General features: G+C 70.8%; 17 protein-coding genes. 11 read left to right on the top strand and 6 right to left on the bottom strand.

Annotation, left to right across the window (positions count from 1 at the left end):
- Window positions 1-18 precede the first annotated feature (18 nt).
- The 4 genes from ACFYX3_RS24545 to ACFYX3_RS24530 all read right to left on the bottom strand — a co-directional run bounded on the left by ACFYX3_RS24545 (window position 19) and on the right by ACFYX3_RS24530 (window position 3,918).
- Entirely contained in the window at window positions 19-786 is a 768-nt protein-coding gene (locus ACFYX3_RS24545; RefSeq protein ID WP_389017081.1) for an alpha/beta fold hydrolase, read from the bottom strand.
- A 131-nt stretch (window positions 787-917) separates the two neighbouring features.
- Window positions 918-1,703, bottom strand: coding sequence for a creatininase family protein (locus ACFYX3_RS24540; protein WP_389017078.1), 786 nt, complete (start codon window positions 1,701-1,703; stop codon window positions 918-920).
- 70 nt (window positions 1,704-1,773) lie between these two features.
- Window positions 1,774-2,841 carry an alpha/beta fold hydrolase gene (locus ACFYX3_RS24535; protein ID WP_389017075.1) on the bottom strand — a complete coding sequence of 356 codons (1,068 nt, stop codon included), beginning with the start codon at window positions 2,839-2,841 and terminating at the stop codon, window positions 1,774-1,776.
- Window positions 2,842-3,447: 606 nt separating this feature from the next.
- A complete protein-coding gene (locus tag ACFYX3_RS24530; RefSeq protein WP_389017072.1) occupies window positions 3,448-3,918 on the bottom strand; it encodes an SsgA family sporulation/cell division regulator in 471 nt (156 codons plus the stop codon).
- Between the two features lie 92 nt (window positions 3,919-4,010).
- Between ACFYX3_RS24530 and ACFYX3_RS24525 the strand changes: the two genes are divergently transcribed.
- Window positions 4,011-4,763, top strand: coding sequence for a TetR/AcrR family transcriptional regulator (locus tag ACFYX3_RS24525; RefSeq protein WP_389017069.1), 753 nt, complete (start codon window positions 4,011-4,013; stop codon window positions 4,761-4,763).
- Window positions 4,764-4,832: 69 nt separating this feature from the next.
- On the opposite strand, the gene ACFYX3_RS24520 is transcribed toward ACFYX3_RS24525, so the two are convergent.
- Entirely contained in the window at window positions 4,833-5,555 is a 723-nt protein-coding gene (locus tag ACFYX3_RS24520) for a ricin-type beta-trefoil lectin domain protein (protein ID WP_389017066.1), read from the bottom strand.
- 689 nt (window positions 5,556-6,244) lie between these two features.
- On the opposite strand from ACFYX3_RS24520, the gene ACFYX3_RS24515 reads away from it, so the two are divergent.
- A complete protein-coding gene (locus tag ACFYX3_RS24515; protein WP_389017063.1) occupies window positions 6,245-9,568 on the top strand; it encodes a right-handed parallel beta-helix repeat-containing protein in 3,324 nt (1,107 codons plus the stop codon).
- A 104-nt stretch (window positions 9,569-9,672) separates the two neighbouring features.
- Complete coding sequence (locus ACFYX3_RS24510) at window positions 9,673-10,812, top strand: S8 family serine peptidase (RefSeq protein ID WP_389017060.1); 1,140 nt, start codon at window positions 9,673-9,675, stop codon at window positions 10,810-10,812.
- A gap of 63 nt (window positions 10,813-10,875) precedes the next feature.
- On the opposite strand, the gene eccCa is transcribed toward ACFYX3_RS24510, so the two are convergent.
- A complete protein-coding gene (gene eccCa / locus ACFYX3_RS24505) occupies window positions 10,876-14,814 on the bottom strand; it encodes a type VII secretion protein EccCa (RefSeq protein ID WP_389017057.1) in 3,939 nt (1,312 codons plus the stop codon).
- A 259-nt stretch (window positions 14,815-15,073) separates the two neighbouring features.
- Here eccCa and eccD point away from each other — a divergent pair, with 259 nt between their 5' ends.
- The 8 genes from eccD (at window position 15,074) to ACFYX3_RS24465 (ending at window position 23,010) form a co-directional block, all read left to right on the top strand.
- Complete coding sequence (gene eccD, locus ACFYX3_RS24500) at window positions 15,074-16,474, top strand: type VII secretion integral membrane protein EccD (protein WP_389017054.1); 1,401 nt, start codon at window positions 15,074-15,076, stop codon at window positions 16,472-16,474.
- Between the two features lie 48 nt (window positions 16,475-16,522).
- Entirely contained in the window at window positions 16,523-17,986 is a 1,464-nt protein-coding gene (gene eccB, locus ACFYX3_RS24495) for a type VII secretion protein EccB (protein WP_389017051.1), read from the top strand.
- A gap of 217 nt (window positions 17,987-18,203) precedes the next feature.
- On the top strand, window positions 18,204-18,509 hold the full coding sequence (locus ACFYX3_RS24490) for a hypothetical protein (protein ID WP_389017048.1): 306 nt from the start codon (window positions 18,204-18,206) through the stop codon (window positions 18,507-18,509).
- Between the two features lie 67 nt (window positions 18,510-18,576).
- Window positions 18,577-18,900: a WXG100 family type VII secretion target gene (locus ACFYX3_RS24485; RefSeq protein WP_389017045.1), complete on the top strand. Its 324-nt coding sequence runs from the start codon at window positions 18,577-18,579 to the stop codon at window positions 18,898-18,900.
- A 98-nt stretch (window positions 18,901-18,998) separates the two neighbouring features.
- Entirely contained in the window at window positions 18,999-19,466 is a 468-nt protein-coding gene (locus ACFYX3_RS24480) for a type VII secretion system-associated protein (protein ID WP_389017042.1), read from the top strand.
- A 57-nt stretch (window positions 19,467-19,523) separates the two neighbouring features.
- Complete coding sequence (locus ACFYX3_RS24475) at window positions 19,524-22,151, top strand: AAWKG family protein (protein WP_389017039.1); 2,628 nt, start codon at window positions 19,524-19,526, stop codon at window positions 22,149-22,151.
- Window positions 22,148-22,672 (top strand): YbaB/EbfC family nucleoid-associated protein, encoded by a 525-nt coding sequence (locus tag ACFYX3_RS24470; protein WP_389017036.1) that lies wholly within the window; start codon window positions 22,148-22,150, stop codon window positions 22,670-22,672. The genes ACFYX3_RS24475 and ACFYX3_RS24470 overlap by 4 nt, the downstream gene beginning before the upstream one ends.
- Before the next feature lie 2 nt (window positions 22,673-22,674).
- A complete protein-coding gene (locus ACFYX3_RS24465; protein ID WP_389017033.1) occupies window positions 22,675-23,010 on the top strand; it encodes a hypothetical protein in 336 nt (111 codons plus the stop codon).

Here is a 23,010-nt window from a genome sequence, read left to right as displayed (position 1 = left end):
GGGGACGGAGGACAGCCGTCAGCAGGCGCCGCTCGGGAGCGGGACGGCACGGGGAGTACGAGGGGCGTGCCGGCCGACCCTCTGGAGGAACCCGGTCAGGAGCTCCACGACGAGGTCCGGTTCCTCGGCGGTCGCCGTGTGTCCGGCTCCGATCGCGGCCAGCCGCGCGTCGGGTATGCCTTCGGCGAGTTCCACCGAGTGCTCCGGGTCGACAAGCCGGTCCCTCATGGCCGCGACGACCAGGGCCGGCGAGGTGATCGCGGAGAGGTCGCAGCGGACGTCGAGGCTCAGGGCAAGGGCGATCTGTTCGGCGGTTCCGGCAGCGGACGCTTCCCGCCGGGCGGCTCCGGAGAAGGTCAGCGAGGTCAGGAACGCGTCCAGGTCCGCGTCGGGGCCGGCCAGCGACGACGACCACTTCTCCAGCTGGAGCCAGAGCGTGGTGCGGGGCCGGGCGAAGCCGGAGAGGGTGAACAGGCCGCGGACCCGGTCGGGACGGAGCGCGGCGATCCTGATGGCGACGGCCGCGCCGAGGGAGGCCCCGGCGATCACGAAGTCGTCCAGGCCGGCCGCGTCGCCGGCGGCCACGACCTGGCAGGCCACGTCGTTCAGTGCCGGCGGGCTGCCGGGGAGCGGGCTGCGCCCCGATCCCGGCAGGTCGGGAAGTACGACGGTGTGCTCGGCCGCGAGGGCGTCGGCCAGTGTGCCCCAGGTACCGGCGGCGGTGCTTCCCATGCCGTGCAGAAGCACCAGTCCCGGTCCGCGACCCCGGATGTCGTACGCGAGCATGTGCCACCTCTCGTCACGGTTCCCCTACGGGCACGAGCGCGGGGAGCCTGCGGGTTCACCTGGTCGCGGGATGCCTGAACGCGGCGATGCCGGGAGGAAGTCTGCTCCTCCCGGCAGGGTGTGGGGCATGCTCACCGCGAGGACCGCGTCACCGCGCCCTCCTTCGCCCACGGGTCTCGTACGAGGGCGTCGGCCAGTGCCCGCGCGCAGCCGGCCAGCAGCCGCTCGCCCTTTGCCGGGCTCGCCACCCGGGCGTCGCCGGCGACACCGGACTCGGTGATCCGGTCGAAGGTCACGGCCATGTACACGGGTTCGGTGGACTCCGCCGGCAACGTGATCCGCGGCCCGTGAGCTTCGCCCAGGTGCTCGGTGCGGATCAGCTCGGGCGACAGGGCCATCATCATGGACGTCTCGCCCTCGCAGGCGTGCATGAGGCCGTCCTGGGCCTCCAGGGTGTCGCGCACCACGTCCCGACCGGCGCCGAAGTAGCTGGCGAAGGCGATCGGCGTCGCCAGTTCCACGGTCAGCTCGGTCGTCAGGGCGTGCAGGGCGGTCATGTTCCCGCCGTGCCCGTTGACGATCAGGATGCGGGAGAAGCCGGCCCGCACCACGGAGCGGCAGATGTCCCGCAGCAGGGCGTGGAAGGTGGGCAGGGTGAGGGAGATGGTGCCGCCGAAGGGCATGTGGTGCTCCGACAAGCCGATCGGGATCGGTGGTGCCACCACCACGCCTGTGCGCTCGGACGCCAGCGCCGCCGCGCGCCGGCACACCTCCGAGGCCAGGAAGTCGTCCACGCCGGTGGGCAGATGAGGGCCGTGCTGCTCGGTGGCCCCCACCGGCAGGAGGACCACCGCGTCCCGTGCCGCGAGCGCTCGCAGCTCGGTGGCGGTCAGACGGTTCCACTGGACTTCGCTCATGGGAGGGGGACTCCTTCAGGAAGCGGCCGGTGTCGGGCACGGGGCACCGAGGCCGGCGGCGGGCGCGGGGTCAGAGGTGATCGGCGTCGACCACCGCCTGGGCGAAGGCGGTGGGAGCCTCCTGCGGCAGGTTGTGGCCGACGTTCGCGAGGGTGCGGTGCGCGTAGGGGCCGGTGAAGTGGTCACGGTAGGAGGAGCCGTCGCCCGGCGCGGTGAAGGGGTCGAGGGCGGCGTCGAGGGTGACGGTGGGCACCTGGACGGGAGGCTGGCCGGCCAGCTTCCTCTCGTAGCGGTCGTAGCGGGCCTCCCCGTCGATCAGTCCGATGCGCCAGCGGTAGTTGAACAGGACGATGGCGGCGTAGTCGGGGTTCTTGAAGGCCTCGGCGGTGCGCGCGTAGGTGGCGTCGTCGAACTTCCAGTCGGGGGAGACGAGCGTCCACACGAACCGGCACAGCGCGATGCGCTGTTCCTCGTTCTCCATCGTCTTCTTGCCGCGGTCGGTGGCGAAGTACCACTGGTACCACCAGTTGTGCTCGACGGCCGGGGCGGCCGGCTCCAGCTGCATCTTGCGATCGGTGATGACGTATCCGCTGGTGGAGACCAGCGCCTTGACCCGTTCGGGCCACAACGCGGCGATGATGTCGGCGGTGCGCGAGCCCCAGTCGAAGCCGGCCAGGACGGCCTTGTCGATCTTCAGGGCGTCCATCAGGGCGATGACGTCGAGCGCGATGGCGGACTGCTCGGCGGTGCGGGGGGTGCGGCGGGAGAGGAAGCGGGTGCTGCCGTGGCCGCGCAGGTAGGGAACGATGACGCGGTAGCCCAGGTCGGCGAGGAGCGGGGCGACGTCGACGTAGCTGTGGATGTCGTACGGCCAGCCGTGCAGGCAGAGGACGACGGGGCCGTGCGCGGGGCCGAGTTCGGCGTAGCCGATGTCGAGGACGCCCGCCCTGACCTGCTTGATCGTGCGGAAACCGGTGTGGGTGCCGGGGGTGATGTCCGGCACCGTGGGGACCTGTGTGGCGCCCGGCCTGTGCGCGGCGGACGCGGCGGACGCGGCGGCCTGCAGGCCGGTCAGCGAGGCCGCCGCCGCACCGGTGCCCAGGCCGACGGCCTTGCTGAATGTACGCCTGTTGATCATGTGAAACCCTTCGTCGCGCGTTTCCAGTGACCGGTTCACACCGGGCCGACGCCCATACTCTGGCGTGTGGCCAAGGTGGACACATCAGTCAGATGACGGTCCGACGCGGGCGGGGCCACCGAGGTCTCCGTTCCCTGGAGCCTTGGGTCAAACGACTGACATGTGTGTCGGGCCGTCGGCATCTCCAGGAGGCATGTGCCTGTCACCTTCTCACTCCTGCTCGGCTGCTGCATCTGCACTCCCGGCATCGACTATGACCCGTGCGCCGTCTGTGTATGCGTCCTTTCGTGCGCCTGCAGTACAGGGTCCCGGTGTCTGTGTGCGCCAATGCGGGCACGCCCCTCCACGTGCACACCGGCTTCGCCGAGCTCATCCGCCGCATCGGTACGGCCGCCGACCCGCGAGCGGACAAGCAGGTGTGAGAGGCAGGAGGGTTTGAGGCTCCGCGATGCCCAGAGCGATGAATGACCGTGTGGGCTGCGTACAGTCCCGGTACGCAGCCCACACGATGTCCTTTTCACGCACGGCCGTCCGGCCGCGAACCGAGCGAGGCGGGAGGCCGTCCGACTCCCGGGATCGCGTGCACCGCAGCGAGCCGCGCCCCGCTCAGTCGGCCCGCGCCCCGGGATCCCGGAGCAGCGCCGTGGCGGCGATGTCCCAGTCGGCATCGGTGAGTTCGGAGCCGGCGGGGACGAGCTTGTACGTGTACTCCAGCCATGTGGCCAGCGGCGGCACGGGCAGCTCGAACAGGGCCGCTGTGTCGTGGGACGCCAGCTGAAGCCATGCGGTGGCCCGTTCCTTCCGGTTCGACGGCCACATCCGCAGGTCGCCGAGGCCGCTCATCGAGCTCAGCCCCTGCTGGAGGAGATCCCGCCCGATCCGCCACAGGGCACGGGGGCCGCCTTCGACGATGAACTCCACGCACACGGTGAGGGGGGAGTCCGGGTCGAACCGGAACTCCGCCCTGACGGCCTGTCGGGCGGTGAGGCCCAGCACGCGCTCGATGTTCAGGGCCAGATGGAGCGGGTCGTGCGTGGTGCTCCGGCGGGTCTGAACTCCTGACCTTCTGCCGCTCATGTGCCTGGGTCCCCCTCGTCGCGAATCAACGATCCATGATGGAAGATATCACCGGAACAATCAATGGTTCGCAAAACTGATACCGTTGATTCATGGCTATGGAGACGGAACCGGAGCAAGCAAGCCCGACGCTGCGGCAGAAGATCGTCCTGGCCGCGGCGGCGCTGCTGGAAGAAGAGGGACTGGAAGCGCTGTCCACGCGGGCCGTCGCCGCCCGCGCCGGTGTGCCGGCGCCGTCGATCTTCCGGCTGTTCGGTGACAAGGACGGCCTGCTCGACCAGGTGGCGCAGCACGGCTTCGGGCGGTACCTCGGAGAGAAGGCCGAGCTCCTGCTCCTCACCGCCGATGACCCGGTGCAGACCCTGAGCGACGGCTGGGACCTGCACATCGACTTCGGCCTTGAGCACCCGGCGTACTACGCCCTGGTCTACGGCCAGGTGCGGCCCGGATACATGCCCCAGGCCGGACGCATGGCCGCCGCCCACCTGGCCCACATGATGACCATGGTCGCCGCCGTCGGCCGACTGCGGATGAGCGTGAAGCGGGCGACCGAGCTCATGCATTCCGCCGGTGTGGGCACTGTCCTCACGCTGACCGCCCTCCCCGAGGACGTGCGCGACATCCGGACCTCGCATGCCGTCCGGGACATGGTCGTCAAGACCATCACCCTCCCGGCAGAGGACCAGAGCGAGGACACCACCGCCTCCGACGGTATCGCGGCGACTTCCATGAGCCTGCTCGCGGCCCTCGACCAGGACGGCGCCGCGGTGCTCACCCCGGGCGAGCACGGCCTGCTGCGCGAGTGGCTCAACCGGTTGGCCGACGGGACCGGCGGGGATCGCTGAGACAGCACCGCCTTGTCCCGCCGGCGGGGTCCGGGACCGGCACCTCCGCCACGACCACCCGGTCGAGCATCAGGACGAGGACCACTTCTGGTTGTCGTGGCCGTTGCAGGACCACAGCTGGAGCCTCGTGCCGTTCGACGTGAGGTTGTCCCGTACGTCCAGGCACTTGTTGGCCTGGCTCGCGGCCAGGTCGTGACGGACGTTGAGGGTGATGCGCTGTGCGGCGCCGCCGTCGCACGATGCCATCCGGAGATCCGCTCCGTCGGCGGTCGAGCCGCCCGTGACCTCCGCGCACAGCCCCAGTGCGCGCATCGTCCCGTCCGAGGGGAACGTCCACCGCTGCGAGGCGGAGCCCGAGCAGTCCCAGATCATCAGCGCCGCGCCCGGTGCGGCCTTGCCGCCGACGACGTCGACGCAGCGCTGCGACGCGTGGCTGAACACGCGCATGCCCGGTACGGACGTCGGGGTGGGCGTGGCCGACGGGGGCTTGTTCGCGGCCGGGGCGGTCTTCTGAGGGCCGGGAGTCGCGGAGGGTTCGACTCGCACGAGCCCTGTCGGGCCGCTGTCGGGGGAGGCGGACGTGGTGGGTTTCGCCGGGCGAGGGGCTTTCGTGCTGCCGGACGTGTTCGAGGAGGGGTCCGCAGGCTCGTCGAGTCCCGTGGCGTCGTCCGGGCCGTAGCCGGAGTCGACGACCACCGATGCCCCGCCGCGGCTGCCTTCGTCGTCCTGGCCGCTCAGGGCGAGAGTCAGCACGAGGGCGCCCACCGACAGCAGACCCACCACACCCACCACGCCCAGCGCTCCTCGGGATCCTTCACCCCGGGCCTCGCCCCCGCGACGTCCGAAGAAGCCCTTGGACCCGCCCTTCGAGGAACCATCCGTCGAGGCGTCCGCGGCCGGGGAGGGTTCCCTGCGGGAGCGGTCGCCGTGAGCGCTGGAGCCCAGTGACGAGAGCCGGGTGAGCCGGGCGAGGGATTCGACCCGGTCTTCGGCACGGGCCGGCCCGGACCTGCTCACCGGAACCGACAGGCCGAATTCACCGGACGCTCCGTTGCTCCGCGGGGAAGCGGAAGGAGAACCGACCTGCTTCCCGCTGCCAGGGACGCGCTTGGGGAGACCTCTGCCCGGCCCGGGCGTGGAGGGAGGGTGCATGGGGTCCTTCCGAACGAGACGCCCCGACACGGGGGCGGCGGACTGCGTGCATCGGGGGGACGTTGAAACGAAACCGGCGCGCACCCTATCACCGGCATGTGTGCGGAGAGTAAACACGTATCTGTCTGCTGGTGTGCGGTGGTGTGACACACCTGTTGGGGCCACCCGGTGAAGGAACCTCAACTACTCTGGACGCGGGGTCAGTCGTCAGGTCAGTGAGGCAGTCGAGTTGGGTGCCGGCGGGAGCGATGACAAGAGAGGTTTCCGCCGCACGGCTGCCCATGTGTCCATCCGGCCCGCAGCCGTGTTTGTCTGAGGAGGATCCACGCGTGTCTCGCCAGGTACTCACCGTCGGCCCGGACAGCTCCGACGGCCTGTCAACCATCGGGGAGGCGCTCGCCAGAGCGCGCAGCGGCGCGGTTCTCAGCGTCCTCCCCGGGATCTACCCGGAGAATCTGACGATCACCACACCGGTCACCATCGTCGCCGCCCAGGCACGCGGCACCGTGGAGATCGCCCCGCGCCGGGGCACCGCCCTGACATTGAAGGCGGATGCCGTCATGCTCACCGACCTCGTCCTGCGCGGCCGCGACGAGGACCTTCCGGTCGTCGACGCCCCCCGCGGGCAGGTGGCGATGGACGGGTGCGAGATCGCGGCCTCCTCGTGGACCGCGCTGCTCGCCCGCAACAGCGGATCGCTGGCCCTGCGCGACTGCCGGGTGACCAACGGCACGGGTGCCGGGGTCGTCGTCACGTCGCCCGCGGAGAGCTCCGTGGAGTCCTCCACCCTCGAACACCTCGGTACGACGGGCGTCGTGATCGGTGAACAGGGACGGGTCACCGTGCGGGGCTGCACGATCCGCGACGCCCGCGGCAACGGCGTCCTGGCCAACGGCGAGGCCCGGGGATCGGTCGAGGACTGCGACATCTCCTCCACGGACCAGCCCGCCGTGGCGCTGGAGGGCCGCAGCACGACCACGGTGCTGCGCACCGTCGTGCACGACACGTCCACCGGCCTGCACATCACCAGCGAGTCGCGCACCGTCTTCGAGGACGTGCGGGTGACGAACACCTCCGGCGTCGGCATCGCCGTGGGCAAGGGCAGCGATCCGCTGCTGCGCCGCTGCCGCGTGGCCCGTGCCAAGGAGCACGCGGTACTCGTCGCCGATCGCTCCCGCGGCACGTTCGAGGACTGCTGGGCGGACTCCTGCGAGGCGCCGGCGGTGCGGGTGACCGGATCGTCCTCGCCGGTCTTCGTCGGCCTGACGGTACGGGACTGCGCCGGTACGGCGCTGCTCCTGGAGGAGGAGTCCGCGGCCGAACTGGACCGGCTGGAGGTCGTGGACGCCAAGGGCGTCGGCATCTCGGTGCGCACCGGCGCCAATCCGCTGGTCCGCCGGGCCCGGATCATCGCGCCGACGGGGCACGGCGTGGAGGTGGCCAAGGACGGCCGGGGCCGCCTCGAGGACTGCCTGATCGAGCGGCCCGGAGGCGCGGGTGTCCGCGTCGAGGACGACGGCAACGTCTACATCGGCGGGGGAGCGGTGCAGACCCCGCAGGGCGCCGGGCTCTCCGTCGGGGCCGACGGCACCATGACGGTGCGGGACTGCGCGATCACCAAGGCGGTGCGGCACGGCGTCCTGGTCGAGGCCGACGGCGATCTGACCGCGACGCGTGTGACGGCCCACGAGAGCACCGAGCACGGCGTACTGATCTCCGATGGCGGGCGGGCGGCCCTGAACTCGTGCGAGGCCAGCGGCAGCGGCAAGGACGGCGTGCGCATCGAGTCCGACTCCGCGGTCTCCGTGGTCGACTGCACCGTCCGCGACAACGCCGGCGGAGGCCTGATCCAGGCCAAGGCGGGCGACCGGGTGGCCGTCGAGGGCCTGACCAGCGCGGGCAACGGCAAACGGGACGCGTGGGGGGTCGGCGACGCCCAGGACACCGACCCGGCCGCCTCCCCGGGTACGCGGGGGAACGGTGACGGCTCGGGCGACGACGCCTCCCTGGCCGCGCTCGACGCACTGATCGGCCTGGACAACGTCAAGCAGCAGGTCCGTACGCTGGTGAACCTCACCCAGCTCGCCCAGCGCCGCGCCCGACTCGGCATGCCGGCGCCGCCGATGAGCCGGCACCTGGTCTTCGCCGGCCCCCCCGGCACCGGCAAGACCACCGTGGCCCGGCTCTACGGCAACGTCCTCGCCGGGCTCGGCACCCTCCGCTCGGGACACCTGGTCGAGGTCTCCCGGGCCGACCTGGTCGCCCAGATCGTCGGCGGCACCGCGATCAAGACCACCGAGGCCTTCAACCAGGCACTCGGCGGCGTCCTGTTCATCGACGAGGCGTACACCCTGCTGTCCGACGGCAAGGGCTCCGGCGCCAACTTCGGCCGCGAGGCGGTCGACACGCTGCTCAAGCTGATGGAGGACCACCGCGACGACGTGGTGGTCGTCGCCGCCGGCTACTCCGCCCAGATGGACGACTTCCTCGCGTCCAACCCCGGCCTCGCCTCCCGCTTCTCCCGGACCATCGAGTTCGAGAACTACACCGTGCCGGAGCTCGTCGCCATCGTCGAGAAGATGTGCCTCGGCCACCAGTACCGCCTTGACGAGTCCACCCACCAGGCGCTGGCCGTGCGCTTCGACCGCATGCCCAAGGACGCCACGTTCGGCAACGGCCGCGAGGCGCGCCGGGTGTTCGAGGAGATGGTGGACCGCCAGGCGACCCGGCTGGCCGGGCTCGCCGAGATCTCCGAGAGCGACCTGCAACTGCTGCTGCCCGAGGACGTGGGCGCCGAGGCGGCCGCGGCGGTCTCGGGCGAGACGACGCCGGACGAGGGCAACCCGCTGGAACGGCTGGGCGACCTGGTGGGCCTCGCGGGCGTGAAGCGCGACGTCACCGACCTGGTCAACCTGCTGTCCACCGCGCGTCAGCGCGAGGCGGCGGGCCTGCCCGCGCCGCGCATCAGCCACCACCTCGTCTTCACCGGTCCGCCCGGCACCGGCAAGACGACCGTGGCCCGCCTGTACGGCGAACTGCTCACCTCGCTCGGCGTGCTGCCCCGGGGCCAGCTCGTCGAGGTCTCCCGCGCCGACCTGGTGGGCCGGTACATCGGCCACACCGCGCAGCTCACCCGCGACGTGTTCCAGCAGGCCATCGGCGGAGTGCTGTTCATCGACGAGGCCTACACCCTCACCCCGGCCGGCTCCTCGGCCTCCGACTTCGGCCGCGAGGCGGTCGACACGCTGCTGAAACTGATGGAGGACCACCGCAACGAGGTGGTCGTGATCGTCGCCGGATACACCGAGGAGATGGAAGGCTTCCTGGCCTCCAACCCGGGTCTGACCTCGCGCTTCTCCCGACGCGTCGAGTTCGCCGACTACTCCTCCGACGAACTGGTCACGATCGTGCGGGCCCACGCGACGGCCTCGGGCTACGAGTGCGGCCCCGGCACCGGACAGGTGCTCCGGGAGCACTTCGAGACCCTGCCGCGCGACCGCTCCTTCGGCAACGCACGCCTGGCCCGCCAGGTCCTGGAAGGCATGATGACGCGCCAGGCGGGACGGATCAGCCGCATGACGGCACCCGGCCTGGAGGACCTGCGGTCGCTGCTGCCCCAGGACGCACCACAGCGGCAGGGGCTGTCCGCGTGATCCGGCGGTCGGGAAGGCGAGCCTCCGGTCCGGGTACGGGCCGGAGGGCGGCGCTGCGTCGAGGGGCGTCGGTCCTCCTGCCACCCGTCCTGGCGGCGTCGGCCGTGCTGACCACAGGGCCCGCCACCCTCGCCACCGAGAACCCGCCGACCGTCAAGCTGCCCGTCCTGACCGCCGTACGAGCCGCCGACGCCGGCTGCGTCAAGGAGTCCCCGACCAGGGCGACGGCCACCCCCTGGGAGCACCAGAGCCTGGAGCTGAGCCGTGCCGCGCGCATCTCCCAGGGCGCGGGGGTCAAGGTCGGCGTCGTCGACACCGGCGTCTCCGCCCAGGCCCCCGCCCTGGCCGGACGGGTCCAGGCCCTCGGCGGCGCCGGAGCCGACTGCGTGGGCCACGGGACCTTCGTGGCCGGGCTGATCGCCGCCGCACCCGCCGGGGGAGTCGCCTTTCACGGCGTCGCACCCCGGGCGAGCATCGTCGCGGTCCGCGCCACCACCGAGCAAGGAGCGCCCTCGGCGCCCCGCGTCGCCGCGGGCATCCGCGCCGCCGTGGACGCCGGTGCCCGAGTCGTCGAGGTGTCGGCGGCGTTCGGGACCCGGTCGCCCGCGCTCGACGCCGCGGTGGCCTACGCCGCGAAGCACGACACCCTGATCGTGGCGGCCGCCGTACCGGACGCGCCGCGGAACACCACGACCGCCACACCGACCCCCCGGGACTACTGGCCCGCGGCCTCCCCCGGCGTACTGAGCGTGCTGGACGTGGACGTCAAGGGCGTCCGCAAGGACGACGCACTCCTCCCGGTCCACGCCGACCTGGCGGCCCCCGGCGACGGCCTCGTCGGCATCGGCCCGCGCGGCGGCGGGCACTTCATCGGCAGCGGGGCCTCGCTGGCGGCGGCGTACGCCGCGGGGGCCGCCGCCCTCGTGCGGTCGGCCTTCCCCCACCTCTCGGCCGGGGAGGTCGCCCGGCGCCTGGTCTCCACGGCCTACCCCGACTACGTACCCAGGCTGGACGCCTACGCGGCGGTCGCCTCGGTGGCGCAGGACGGCACGACGGGGGCCGGGGCCGATCGCGACGCGGACACCGACGTCGTACGGATGCCCGACCGCACGCCGGGGGAGGAGGCCACCAGGACCGCTGTGCTGGTCGCCGGGGGCGGTCTGACGGTGCTCCTCCTCGCCGGCTGGGCGGCGCTCGCCGTCCCGCGGGGCCGGGCCCGCGGTTGGCGTCCGCCGGGACGCTGACAGGGCGTTGAGACGGCCCAGGGGGCGGGGTGCGCCGCACCCCGCCCCCTGGGCCGTACCGACCTACTGCTCCTCCGCCTCCGGAGGCGTCTCGACCAACGCCGTCTGCAACAGCGTCGCCTTGTTCCGGGCGATGTACCGGGCCCGGCCCGGCGGCAGGTTCTTCGGCTTGACGTTGCCGAAGACGAACCCCTCGGCCGGCGGGCAGGACAGCAGCAGGCCGGGGGTGTTGACCTCGCCGAGCCGCCGCAGCAACTGGTCGTTCAGACCGCGGCCGGCGCCGGTGGCCGACCGTGCGATGACGAAGTGCAGGCCGACCTCGTGCCCGAGCGCCAGGAACTCGAAGAGCGGCGCGAAAGGATGGTCGAAGGCGTTGCTGCCGCCCACCATGTCGTAGTCGTCGACCAGGACGAACAGGCGCGGCCCCGACCACCAGTCCGCCTGCCGCATCCGGGCGGGGGTGATGTCCGGCCCCGGCAGCCGCGTCTTCAGCGCCTGCTGGGAACCGCCCGTCAGCTCCTCCAACGCGCTCAGGGACACGGCGTGACCCAGGCGGTACTCCTCCGGAACGGCCTCCACCAGCTCCCGCCGGTAGTCGACCACCAGGATCCGCGCCTCCTGAGGGGTGTACCGGGCGGTGATCGCGGAGGTCACCAGCTTCAGCAGGTTGGACTTGCCGCTCTCGGTGTCGCCGACGGCCATCAGGTGCGGGGTACGGCTGAAGTCGTGCCAGACGGGGGACAGCGTCTCCTCGTCGAGCCCGAGCGCCATCCGCAGCCCGCCGGTGCCCTCGGGCGCGGGCAGTTCGGCGGCGGGAAGCCGGTGCGGCAGCATGCGGACGGCGGGAGCGGCCGGACCGCTCCAGCCCGCCGAGATCCGCTCGACCAGATCCGCGACGCCCTCGGTGAGGTCGTCGACGGAGCCGCTGCCGTCGACGCGGGGCAGCGCCGACAGGAAGTGCAGCTTCCCCTCGACGGTGAGACCGCGCCCGGGGATGCGCGGCACCTCCGCAGCCCGCCGCACGTTGACCACCGAGTCCATGTTGTCGCCGAGCTTGAGTTCAAGGCGCGTGGCGATCTGGTCGCGCACCTGGGTCGTCATCTCCATCCACCGGGACGCCGTGACGACCAGGTGGACGCCGTAGTTCAGACCGCGCGCGGCGAACTGGTTGAACGTCGGCACCAGGTGGTCGAAGTCCTGGCGCAGGGTCGTCCACCCGTCCACCACGAGGAAGACGTCGCCGTGCGCCTCCTCGGCGAACTCACCGGCCGCCCGGCGGCGCCGGTACGTCGCCATCGAGTCGATGTTGTGGTCCAGGAAGAACTGCTCGCGGTGGTTGAGCACCGCCGTGACCTCGGAAACGGTCCGGCTGATGCGCTCGCTGTCCAGCCGGGAGGCGACGCCGCCCATGTGCGGCAGCCCGGACAGCCCGGACAGCGTGCCGCCGCCGAAGTCCAGACAGTAGAACTGCACCTCGCGAGGCGTGTGGGTGAGGGCCAGGGAGGCGATGAGGCCGCGCAGCAGGGTGGACTTGCCGCTCTGCGAGCCGCCTGCGATGCCGACGTGGCCCTCCGCGCCGGACAGATCCACCACGAGCGGGTCGCGGCGCTGCTCGAAGGGCTTGTCGACCAGGCCGACCGGCACCTTCAGCCGCCCGGACCCGGCCCACGACGCCGCCGTGAACCCGCGCTCGGGATCGACCGCGAGCGGCGGCAGCAGCTCGTCCAGCGGGGACGGCAGACCGAGCGGCGGCAGCCACACCTGGTGCGCCCCCGGCCCTGCGTCCCGCAGCCGGTCCAGAGCCACCGACATCAATGTGTCGCCCGTCTCCCGCTCCTCCTCGGCGACGGGTTCCGCCTCGGCGGGCTGGACCGTGCGCGGCACCACGTACCCCGACGTCCACGGCACCACCTGACTGGCCACCCGGGCCTGCGCGACCGCCCCGCCCCGCCTGCGGTACTCGCCCGACACATAGGCCGCGCGGAAACGCGTCAGCGCCTCGACACCGCTCTTGAGGTACCCGCTGCCCGGCTGTGGGGGCAGCTGGTAGGCGTCGGGCACGCCCAGTACGCCCCGGCTCTCCATGGCCGAGAAGGTACGCAGACCGATCCGGTACGACAGATGGCTCTCCAGCTGGTGCATCCGCCCCTCGTCCAGGCGCTGCGACGCCAGCAGAAGGTGCACGCCCAGGGAGCGCCCCAGCCGGCCGATCATGACGAAGAGCTCCATGAACTCCCGGTGGGCGGACAGAAGCTCGCTGAACTCGTCGACGACGACGAACAGGCTCGGCAGCGGGGCGAGGTCCGTGCCCGAGGCGCGCGCCTTCTCGTACTCCAGGGCCGAGGAGTAGTTGCCGGCGGCCCTCAGCAGCTCCTGCCGGCGGATCAGTTCGCCGTGCAGGGCGTCCTGCATGCGCGCGACCAGCGCGACCTCCTCCGAGAGGTTGGTGATCACCGCCGAGGTGTGCGGCAGTTCGTCCAGGCCCAGGAAGGTGGCACCGCCCTTGAAGTCGACGAGGACGAAGTTGAGGGTCTCGGAGGAGTTCGTCAGGGCCAGGCCGAGCACGAGCGTCCGCAGCAGCTCGCTCTTGCCCGAACCGGTGGCGCCGATGAGCATCCCGTGCGGCCCCATGCCGCCCTGCGCGGACTCCTTGATGTCCAGCTCGACCGGGAGGCCGTCGCTGCCGACCGCGACGGGCACCCGCAGCCGCGAGGAGCCGTTCGCCCGCTGCCACAGGGTCTGCGGTTCGTGCCGGTGCAGGTCGCCGATGCCGAGCAGCGTCGTCAGTTCGGTGTTCGCGTCCAGCGGTTCGGCGACGGAGTCCGCGAGACGCATGCGGTACGGCGCGATCACCCGGGCCAGCGCCTCGGCCGCGACCGGCCCCATGAGGTCCGGCCGGCCCAGCCGTGTCGTCTGCTCCTTGCGGGTGCGGTCGGTGCGCACCAGGGCGAGTCCGTCCGGCTGGACTTCGAGACGGAGCGTGCTGCGCCCGGGCCGCCACTGGAGGGTCTCGGCCAGGTCGATGACGACCGCGTTGCGATAGCCCTGACCGTCCATGCGGTGCCCCGAGGGTGCGGCCACCCCGTCCAGGACGACGACCGTGTACGGCTCCTCACGGCCGGGCGGCGTCTCCGGATCGAAGCCGGGGCGCTCGCCGAACTCGGCCCCGAGCAGGTCCTCCAGGTCGTTGAACGCGGACGTCACCATCCGGGCCGGGCCCGCACCGTCCTTCTCCTGCGGATGCTGGCCGTGCGGCAGCCACTTCAGCCACTCCCATTCGGCCCGGTGCTCGTCCGCGGCGCACACGACGATCCACAGGTCCTCCGGCGCGTGGAAGACGGCGAGCTGCGCGAGCATCGCGCGGACCAGACTCCGCCGTGCGGCGTCGTCACCCCGCATCAACACCCGCGACCAGGAACGCAGGTACACGGCGACCGGCTGATCGGGCACCGTGCTGTAGGCACGTATGAAGCGGCGCAGCGCATGTGCCGCGAGCGGATCGAGGTCCTCGACCGGCTTGGTGGACAGCGGTGTCAGCTTCATGGCCAGCTGCTGATCGCCGACCGCCATCCGGACCTCGGCGAAGTCCTCGTCCTTCACCCGGCGTTCCCACAGCCGCGTGGTGCGCACCAGGGAGCGCAGCGCCGCCGGTTCCGGATGGCGCCAGGCCAGCGCCAGCTGCTGTTCGATCACCGCGCGCCGGATCTGCTTGCGGATCTGCCCGAGATACCTCAGGTAGTCCCGCCGCTCCCCCCGCAGCCGCTGCTTGCGCTCGCCGCTGCGCTTCATGAACTGACCGATGACCATGGCGGCCGACGCGAGGAGCATCAGACCCAGCGACAGGTAGATGAACACGCCGTTCGACCCGCCCGGACGCAGGAAGATCAGCATCATGGAGACGGACATCATCGCCATGGGCATGTACGTCCACACCGCGGAGTTGTCCGGCACCGACTCCGCGAGCACCGGCGGCTCCTGAAGGCTCAACTCCCCCTGGGGCATGTCCGGTCCACGACGACGCGCGGGACGACGAAACAGCACGGAACTCAAGGCATCGGCTCCTTCGGACGGCAGCCAGTGAGGTGTCACCTGGCCCGTCGGGGAGAACCCGGGGCGACGGGGACGGCCCGGTGGACAGAGGTACCCTGCACACGATAGACGGATACGTACCTCGCCGGAGCACACACCTATGTGTCGACCGGTTTCTCGCTCCCACATCCGTCCGCCCTGATCACCTTCCGCGAAAGCGAATGTGCCGACCATGAGCGACACCTCGGTGGCCAGCCTGTGCCGCCTCACCGTCCGGGCACCCTCCAGGACGATCGACCTCGCCGTCCCGGTGGACGTGCCCGTGGCCGACCTCCTCCCCACCCTGCTCAGGTACTGCGCCGAGGGGATGGAGGAGGAGGGCCTCGACCACGGCGGCTGGGTGCTCCAGCGCCTGGGCGGCCCCGCCCTCGACGACGAAGCCACCCTGGAGGCCCTCGATCTGCACGACGGCGAGGTGCTCCATCTGCGTCCTCGGACCGAGGAGATGCCCGAGGTCCGTCTCGACGACCTGGTCGACGGCATCGCCAACGTCACCCGGGACCGGCTGCACGCCTGGACGGCGGACCGCAGCCGGCAACTCCTGCGCGCCTTCCTCGTCTGTGTCCTGGCCATCGCACTGGGCCTGCTGGCCTGGCCCGGTGGCCCGGTCGTGCCCCGCGTGGCCACCGCCGGCGTGGCCGGACTGCTGATCCTGGCGGGAGCCGCCACGGCAGCCCGCGCCGTCGGCGACGCCGCCACGGGCGGCACCCTCGGTGTCATGGCCGTGCCGGCCCTGGGACTCGCGGGCTGGCTGCTGCCCGACGGCGAGATCGCGGGTCCCCACGCCCACCACGTGCTGGGTGCCCGGCTGTTGGCCGCGGGCGCCGCCGGCGCGGGTGCCGCCGTCCTGGCGCTCGCGGCCGTCGCCGTCTACGCCCCGCTCTTCCTGTCCGCGGCTTCGGTCTGCGTGTCCGCGGCCGTCTCCGGGGCCTTGATGAGCTTCTTCGACGTCCCCGTGGACAACGCCGCCTGTGTGGTCGCCGCCTGCCTGGTGGTCGTCGGCGGCTTCGTGCCCGCCCTCGCGTTCAAGCTGGCGGGCATGCGCATGCCGCCGCTGCCCACCAACCCCGGGCAGCTCCAGGAGGGCATCGAACCGTACGAAGTGCCCGAGGTGTCCACCCGTACGGAGCTGGCCGGCGGCTGGATGATCGCCCTGTACGGCGCGATCGGCCTCGTCTGCGCGACCTGCCTGATCCCGCTGGTGCACCGTCCCAGCCTCCCGGAGGCGCTGTTCGCCGTCCTCCTGTCCGTGATCCTGCTCCTGCACGGCCGCGGCATGGTCAACGTGTGGCAGCGGCTCGTCCTGGTCGTCCCCGGCGCCATGGGAGCCGGGCTGGTCCTGGTCGGCGCCGGCGCCCACCTCGCCCCCGGCGACCGGCCCGTGTTCGTCGCCGGACTGTTGGGCCTGGCCGCCGCGCTCGCCATCACCACCTGGTCCGTCCCCGGACGCCGGATGCTGCCCTACTGGGGCCGCGCCGCCGAACTGCTGCAGTCGACCCTGGCCGTCGCCCTGCTGCCGGTCACGCTCTGGGCCGTCGGCGTGTTCGGCCAACTGCGCGCCATCACGGGCTGACCGCCGACCACGCCGACTCCGAAGAAACCCGCGAGGTAGGTCACCACCATGCAGTCGAAACGCGACCAGGTGCAGGCGCACAGCTTCATCATGAGCCGGCTGACGGCCGGCATGCTCCTCGCCGAACCCGACGCCCCGGACACCCCCCTGGGCCGGACCACCCGCGGGGTGTTCATCGGCGTGCTCATCGCGGTGCTGATAGCCGCCGGAGCCGTGGTGTACGGGCTGATCTCACCCGGCGGCAACACCTCGTGGAAGACACCCGGGGCCCTCGTCGTCAACAAGGAGACCGGCGCCCGTTACCTGTACGCCGACGGGCGGCTCAGGCCCGTGCGCAACTACGCCTCCGCGCGCCTGATCGTCGGCGGCGGCCTCAGCACCTCCACGGTGGCCACCGCCTCCCTCCGGGGAACCCCGGTCGGGCAGCCCGTCGGCATTCCCGGGGCCCCCGAGTCGGTGCCGCCGGCGGGCGACCTGGACCAGGGCGCGTGGCTGGTCTGCTCCACCGCCGGTGCCCGGACCCCGGACGCCCGCACCACGCTGGTGGTCGGATCCCCCCTCGACGGCACCGGACTCGGCGCGGGGCAGGCCTTCGTGACCGAGGGCCCCGACCACACGACCTACCTGGTCTGGCAGGGAAGTCGACTGCGCCTGGACAAGGAGTTCGGCGCCGCCGTGTCCCTCGGCTACGGCTCCGTGACGCCCCGGCCGGTCTCCGCCGCCTTCCTCGACGCCCTGGTCACCGGCCCGGACCTGGTGGCGCCCGAGGTACCGGGCCGTGGTGGCGCCGGACCGTCGCTCGACGGCAGAGCGAGCACCACGGGCCAGGTGTTCCAGGCCGAGGTGCCCGGCTCCGACGAGCATCCGTACTACCTCCTGCGCAAGGAGGGGCTGGCACCCCTGACCGCCACACAGGCCGCCCTCGTACTCGGCGATCCGCGGACACGGGAGAAGGCGTACGCCGGGAAGACCCCGCTCACGGTGCCGCTGAGCGCCGACGCGCTCAAGCAGCACCTGGCGCCGGGCGCGGAGGGCCGCTCCCCGGTCACCGAGGGCCTGCCCACCGAGCCGCCGAAGCCGGCCGTCATCGCCGGAGACCAGTCCGCCTGCACGAGGGTGGAACCGCGTGAGGACGGCACGCTGGTCACCACGCTGCTCGTGCCGACGGACGCCCTGCCTCCCGCCGCCCAGCCGTCGCCCGACGCCGCACCGGCCTGCCTGCGGGTGGACGCGGTCGTGGTGCGTCCGGGCCGGGCGGCGCTGGTGCGCGCCCTGGGTGCCGGCGGCTCCACGCTGGGCACCACGACCTACCTGGTCGACGACACCGGTACGAAGTTCCGCGTCCCGACGGCGAAGGCGCTCGGCGCCCTCGGGTACGGCGAGGGCCGGGCGGTCGCCCTGCCCTCGCCGTTGCTCTCCATGCTGCCGACGGGACCCGCCCTCGACCCGGACGCGGCGGCCGGAGCGGTTCCGCCCACGGTGCAGACGCAGTGTCCGCCGCAGGGGCGGTAGAACCTGTGTCCGTCTCTTCGTGTGCGACTCATACGTATTCTCGCGGAAGACACACCTTGACGGGGTACGGTAGACACCGCGCCGGGTTCGGCCGTCACCGACCGCGGCGGACCGTACGCCACTGACACACATGTCGAGAGAGTGTCGACTCCTCGACGGAGCAATCGGGAGGCTGCCCATGGCCGAAAGCCCACTTCGCATCTCAGACGCACAGGCCGTGACCAACGGCATCATGGCCCTGGAATCCGCGCGCACGGGCGTGAGGAGGTGCCGTGCGGACGTCGAGGCCACCCGGATCGGCCTGAACACGGGTTACAAGGGCAGTGACGGCCGTGCCTACTCCGACCTCATCGAGGACTGGGAGGGGCAGGTCGACAAGATCCTCGTGAACCTGGACGAAATGATCGCGAATCTCCAGACGAACGTCCAGGAGGTCAACAAGAACCAGCAGGCGGTGAACGAGGCCATCAGGAACGCCCGCGCCAATGGGAACCCGACGTACCACACGCTGATGGGCAGGTGACCGGGGCCCGGTGCCCCCACCCTCCACGACCGAGCCGCTGACCCTTTCGAGACATCACGAGGCAGACATGTCCAGTCCGTTCGAAGACGGCGTCATCCACGTCGACTACGCCCACATCGACAACGCGATCGACAACATGGTCCACCAGACCAAGGCCATCGATCAGACCCTCACCAACCTCGACGCCGAGCTCAACGTCCTGAAGGAGGGCTGGGAGGGTGACGACAAGAGCGCGTACGGCGTCTGCCAGGCCAACTGGAACCGGGCGGTGGCCGACATGGAGGCCCTGCTGGCGAAGTACATCGAGGTGCTCAACGGCGCGCAGAACACCTACAAGTACACGGAGCAGTCGCTCGCCCAGCTGTGGTCCGACGTGAAGGTCCAGGCCTGACCCTTCTGTCCACGGGGCCGGACCGCTCGACCGGGCGGTCCGGCCCCGTCCGGCGTACCGCACCCGAAACCGTGCTTTCCGCTTCTTCTGGAGGTCCCATGGGAAACCTTTCGCATCTCGACGGGCAGTCGCTGCAGACGTTCGTCGACCACGACATCAAGGACTTCCTGACCAAGACGGAAGAGATCCGGAGGGACAAGGACTCGGGGGACACCACGTACCCGATCAGGGCCCTGAGGAGCCTGGTCGACGGGGAGACCACCACCGAGACGATCGGGCAGAACCAGATCCTGGCCCTCGGGCCGATGGCCGGCGACGACACCACCCACGGCAAGAGCCTGATCGAGGCGGTGAAGGGAGCGGCCAAGTCGATCGACGAGATCCTGGAGAGGCAGCAGCGTCTCTTCCGGGACATCGACCGGGACTTCCGGCAGACGCTGAAGCTCATGGGGTCCGCGCAGAGCGACAACCTGACCGAGATCAACGCCGAAAAGATGCTCGAACTGTTCGAGGACGTCGACAACGACATGGGTCCGGCCGGCAAGACATCGAAAACCGACGCGTAGCCCGAGCGCCCCTCCTTCGTCGGCCCTCGCCTCATCTTCATCACGCGGAGCGCGTACATGGGAATCAATTTCGACACGGACGACTACTGGGCTCAGGCCGTCGGTCTCTACACCGGCTACTCGCTGCCGAGCCGTAAGACCCTCTTCGACAAGCTGAAGAGCAAAGAGGGGATTCCGCTCATGCGGGTCAACCTGGTCGAGCACCTGAAGCGCGCCGTCGACCCGCAGGACTACTCCGCTTCCAGTGGCTGGCAGGCCTCCCACGGCGAGGACTACCGGCTGGCCTTCTACACGCACCACGGGAAGGACGACGTCAGGCTGTTCACGGCCGACATCGTCTTCATCGGGGTCCTGGCCGACGAGCACGGCAAGAGCCGTCTGACGGACGCCGGTGCCACCCGCGAGGGCGGCAAGTTCAGCGGCAAGTACAAGGACGAGTGGGACGACACCGACCTGTGGCGCTACGTCTCCGCCCCGAAGTTCGCCCTGGACACCCTGGTGAACACCCACACGACGAAGCACTTCTCGTACAACGGGACGAGCGTGCCGGACGACAACGCCGTCGACCTGGTCTCCTTCGAGCGGACCGCGGCGGCCTTCGACCGGGCGGCGCAGTTCTTCCGGGAACAGATGAATCCGCTGGAGGACTGGTACACCTCGCTGGGCGGTGACAAGGCCGCCTGGAAGGGCGAGTCCGCCGACGTCGTACGGAGCCTCATCCAGTCCCTGCACAAGAGCTATGAAAGCTACACGGACCAGATGGGGGGCCGTGAGTACAAGTCCGACCTCACCATGCTCGACGGCTATCAGCCCAGGTCCACTTACGCCGCCGGCCTGCGCCAGGCACAGTGGGAACTCCACTGGGAGGCACGGGAGATGCAAGCCGCCTGGCTGAACTGGGCCAACTCGGGGGAACACGATCCGCACCGGGCGCTGCTCGAAGAACTGGACGAGCTGACCCGGTGGATCATGATCAACAACGTACCGCTCGTCAGCGTCCAGCGCACCGGTGCTCCGACCGCGTACGGGGACAGCGCCGACACCGTCGAAGACCTCTGGACGACAGATTCCGATACCTACGACACGTTCCCCGGTTTCAGCGACAATCCGGGATTCGGCGCCCTGGACGACATCAACACCTGGAAGGCCATCGGGGAGATGGCGGTGGCGCGCTGGCAGAGAAACGTCGAAGGCTATCTCGTCGAGGCCGCCAAGAGGTCACTGTCCAACCTCGGGAAGGGCTGGAACACGGCCACCTCGGATCTCGGAAAGGAGGTGATGGACCGCAATCCCCACAGCCTCACCCAGACCTACGAGAAGCAGGAGGCGAAGAAGACGAAGGAGGAGGCGAAGAAGTCCGCGGAGGACAGCAAGAAGACCTGGGAGAGCCTCAACAAGAACCTCTCGGACGCCGCCGGCGGCAACAAGGAGCTGTTCGACAACCTGAGCAACGGCCTCAAGGACGCCAACAGCAACCAGGTGCAGCTCAACAACGGGCTGAACGGGCTCGGCAGCAGCCTCAACAAGGGCCTGAACAACCTGACCGACGGTTTCACCCAGAGCCTCAACGGCGGTCCCAAGGGTCTCGGCGGTGGCCTGAACCTCGACGGCGGCCCCATGAGGACCGCGCTCAACGGCGGTCTGAACGGTGCGCTCGACAACCTCGGCGGCACCCGTGCGAACAGCCACCCCCTGAACTCCGGCACCCCCCTGCCGCTCAACACCTCCCTGCTGAACGGCGGCTCCCTCACGGGCGGTTCGCCGACGGGCGGCCCGCGCCCGCTCAACCTCAACGGCTCCCTCACCGGCGCCGGCCCCCACCTCGATGCGAACGGGAACCTGGTCCAGACGTATCCGGGCGGCATCAAGACGGTGCTCAACCCCCACACCGGCCAACTCGTCACGACCACGCCGAACGGCCACACGACCACGACCCAGCACAAGCCCGGTGACGTCATCACCAACCCCGACGGCAGCCACACGCGGTTCAACGCGGACGGCACGATCACGACGGAGTTCCCGGACGGCACCAAGACCGTGTTCGACCCCTCGGACGGCACCCTCCAGACCACGAAGCCGGGCGGCCACACGAGCACGACCCACCTGAACAAGCCGATCGACCTGCCCGACCATCCGGGCACCGGGAGCAACGTCCCGCACAGCGGGGGACGCACCTCGCTGAACGGTGGGCCTCACATCCATGGCAGGAGCAACCTCAACCACAGCCCCGACTTCGACTACGAGGACTACGACAGCACACCTTTCACGGGCGGTGCTCTGGGGAGAAACGTGGGAGGTTACGATTCTTCCGGTGCCGACACCTCGCAGTCACCTGCCGGGGGAACACCCCTCAACCCGGGTTTCGGCGCAGGTGCCGGGGCAGGAGCGGGAGCGGGCGGGGCGAACGGGGAACGTGTGCGTACGGTGCTGAGCGACGCGAACAACCTGTCCGTGTCGCGCCGCAACGGCTCGATCGGGGCGGCCGACAACGGCGAGGCCCTGCCCTTCCGGCAGAACGGAACCCGGACCACGAGTACGCCCATGGGCGGCGGTGCTCCGATGGGCGGCGGCATGCAGGGCGGCCAGTCGACGGAGAGCGGTGAACGGCAGCGTACGAACTGGGTGGAGGAGGACGAGGACGTGTGGGGAACAGAGGAGGGCGGAGCGCCGGCGGTGATCGGATGAGCCGGACCGAGAACGGCACAGGAGCGGAACGCGCTCGGCAGGACGAGCCCGACGTCAGTGTGGCGGCGAACCCCTTCACGGAGTCGATCAACGCGCGACTCGCCGAGACGCTCTCCGCTCTGGAGTCCGTGACCGCCGGCATGGCCAAGGCCAAGGCGGAACTGAGCCGGGCCACCCACGTGGTGCGATCCCGGGACCGGGCGGTGGAGGCCACGGTCGGACACCAGGGACAGCTCCTCGACCTGCGGTTCCTCGACAACAAGTACCGCACCATGAGCTCCACCGAGCTCGCCGCCTCGGTGCTGGAGGCCGTGTCCCGGGCGAGGGACTCGATGTCCCGTCAGGTGATGTCCACCATGTCCCCCTTCACCCGGCCCCTGCCGGGGACGCAGGCCATGGAGGGGATGGACATCGACTGGGCCGAGCTCTTCGGACCGGGCGTGCTGGAGGACCCGGAGACGGCCATGGACAAGGCCAACGCACGACTGCGGGACGAGATCGACGAGGAAAGGGAGGAGTAGCCGTGAGTGAGGTGTTCTCGGCGGATGTGTCGAAGGTCAAGCTGTTCGCGGACCTCATGCGCGAGATCGAGGCGATCACGGGCGACGCCGTGGGCCGGTTCGAGGACGGGGCCCGTACCTGCCTCGACTGGGTCGGCCGGGACGACGAGATGTTCGAGCAGCTGAGTCCCCGCGACCGGAAGGAGCGCGAGGACACCACGAAGACCGGGACGTCACTGATGGAGGCCATCGCCGGCATCTCCAGGGCGCTCAAGGTGAACGGCGACATCATCCAGGGCGCCCAGAACGACGTCCACGAAGCGATCGACGACGCGTCGCGCAAGTCCGGGAGGCACTGA

Source organism: Streptomyces sp. NPDC002463 (assembly GCF_042889835.1).
Lineage (GTDB): Bacteria > Actinomycetota > Actinomycetes > Streptomycetales > Streptomycetaceae > Streptomyces > Streptomyces nymphaeiformis.
Note: the sequence above shows the minus strand (reverse complement) of the source record. Positions and strands in the feature narration are given on the sequence as shown.

What these genes read in the sequence shown, in the direction of transcription:
- ACFYX3_RS24545 (WP_389017081.1), bottom strand. Translation starts at nt 786, where the DNA reads ATGCTCGCGTACGACATCCGGGGTCGCGGACCGGGACTGGTGCTTCTG.
- ACFYX3_RS24540 (WP_389017078.1), bottom strand. Translation starts at nt 1,703, where the DNA reads ATGAGCGAAGTCCAGTGGAACCGTCTGACCGCCACCGAGCTGCGAGCG.
- ACFYX3_RS24535 (WP_389017075.1), bottom strand. Translation starts at nt 2,841, where the DNA reads ATGATCAACAGGCGTACATTCAGCAAGGCCGTCGGCCTGGGCACCGGT.
- ACFYX3_RS24530 (WP_389017072.1), bottom strand. Translation starts at nt 3,918, where the DNA reads ATGAGCGGCAGAAGGTCAGGAGTTCAGACCCGCCGGAGCACCACGCAC.
- ACFYX3_RS24525 (WP_389017069.1), top strand. Translation starts at nt 4,011, where the DNA reads ATGGCTATGGAGACGGAACCGGAGCAAGCAAGCCCGACGCTGCGGCAG.
- eccCa (WP_389017057.1), bottom strand. Translation starts at nt 14,814, where the DNA reads ATGCCCCAGGGGGAGTTGAGCCTTCAGGAGCCGCCGGTGCTCGCGGAG.
- eccD (WP_389017054.1), top strand. Translation starts at nt 15,074, where the DNA reads ATGAGCGACACCTCGGTGGCCAGCCTGTGCCGCCTCACCGTCCGGGCA.
- eccB (WP_389017051.1), top strand. Translation starts at nt 16,523, where the DNA reads ATGCAGTCGAAACGCGACCAGGTGCAGGCGCACAGCTTCATCATGAGC.
- ACFYX3_RS24485 (WP_389017045.1), top strand. Translation starts at nt 18,577, where the DNA reads ATGTCCAGTCCGTTCGAAGACGGCGTCATCCACGTCGACTACGCCCAC.
- ACFYX3_RS24480 (WP_389017042.1), top strand. Translation starts at nt 18,999, where the DNA reads ATGGGAAACCTTTCGCATCTCGACGGGCAGTCGCTGCAGACGTTCGTC.
- ACFYX3_RS24475 (WP_389017039.1), top strand. Translation starts at nt 19,524, where the DNA reads ATGGGAATCAATTTCGACACGGACGACTACTGGGCTCAGGCCGTCGGT.
- ACFYX3_RS24470 (WP_389017036.1), top strand. Translation starts at nt 22,148, where the DNA reads ATGAGCCGGACCGAGAACGGCACAGGAGCGGAACGCGCTCGGCAGGAC.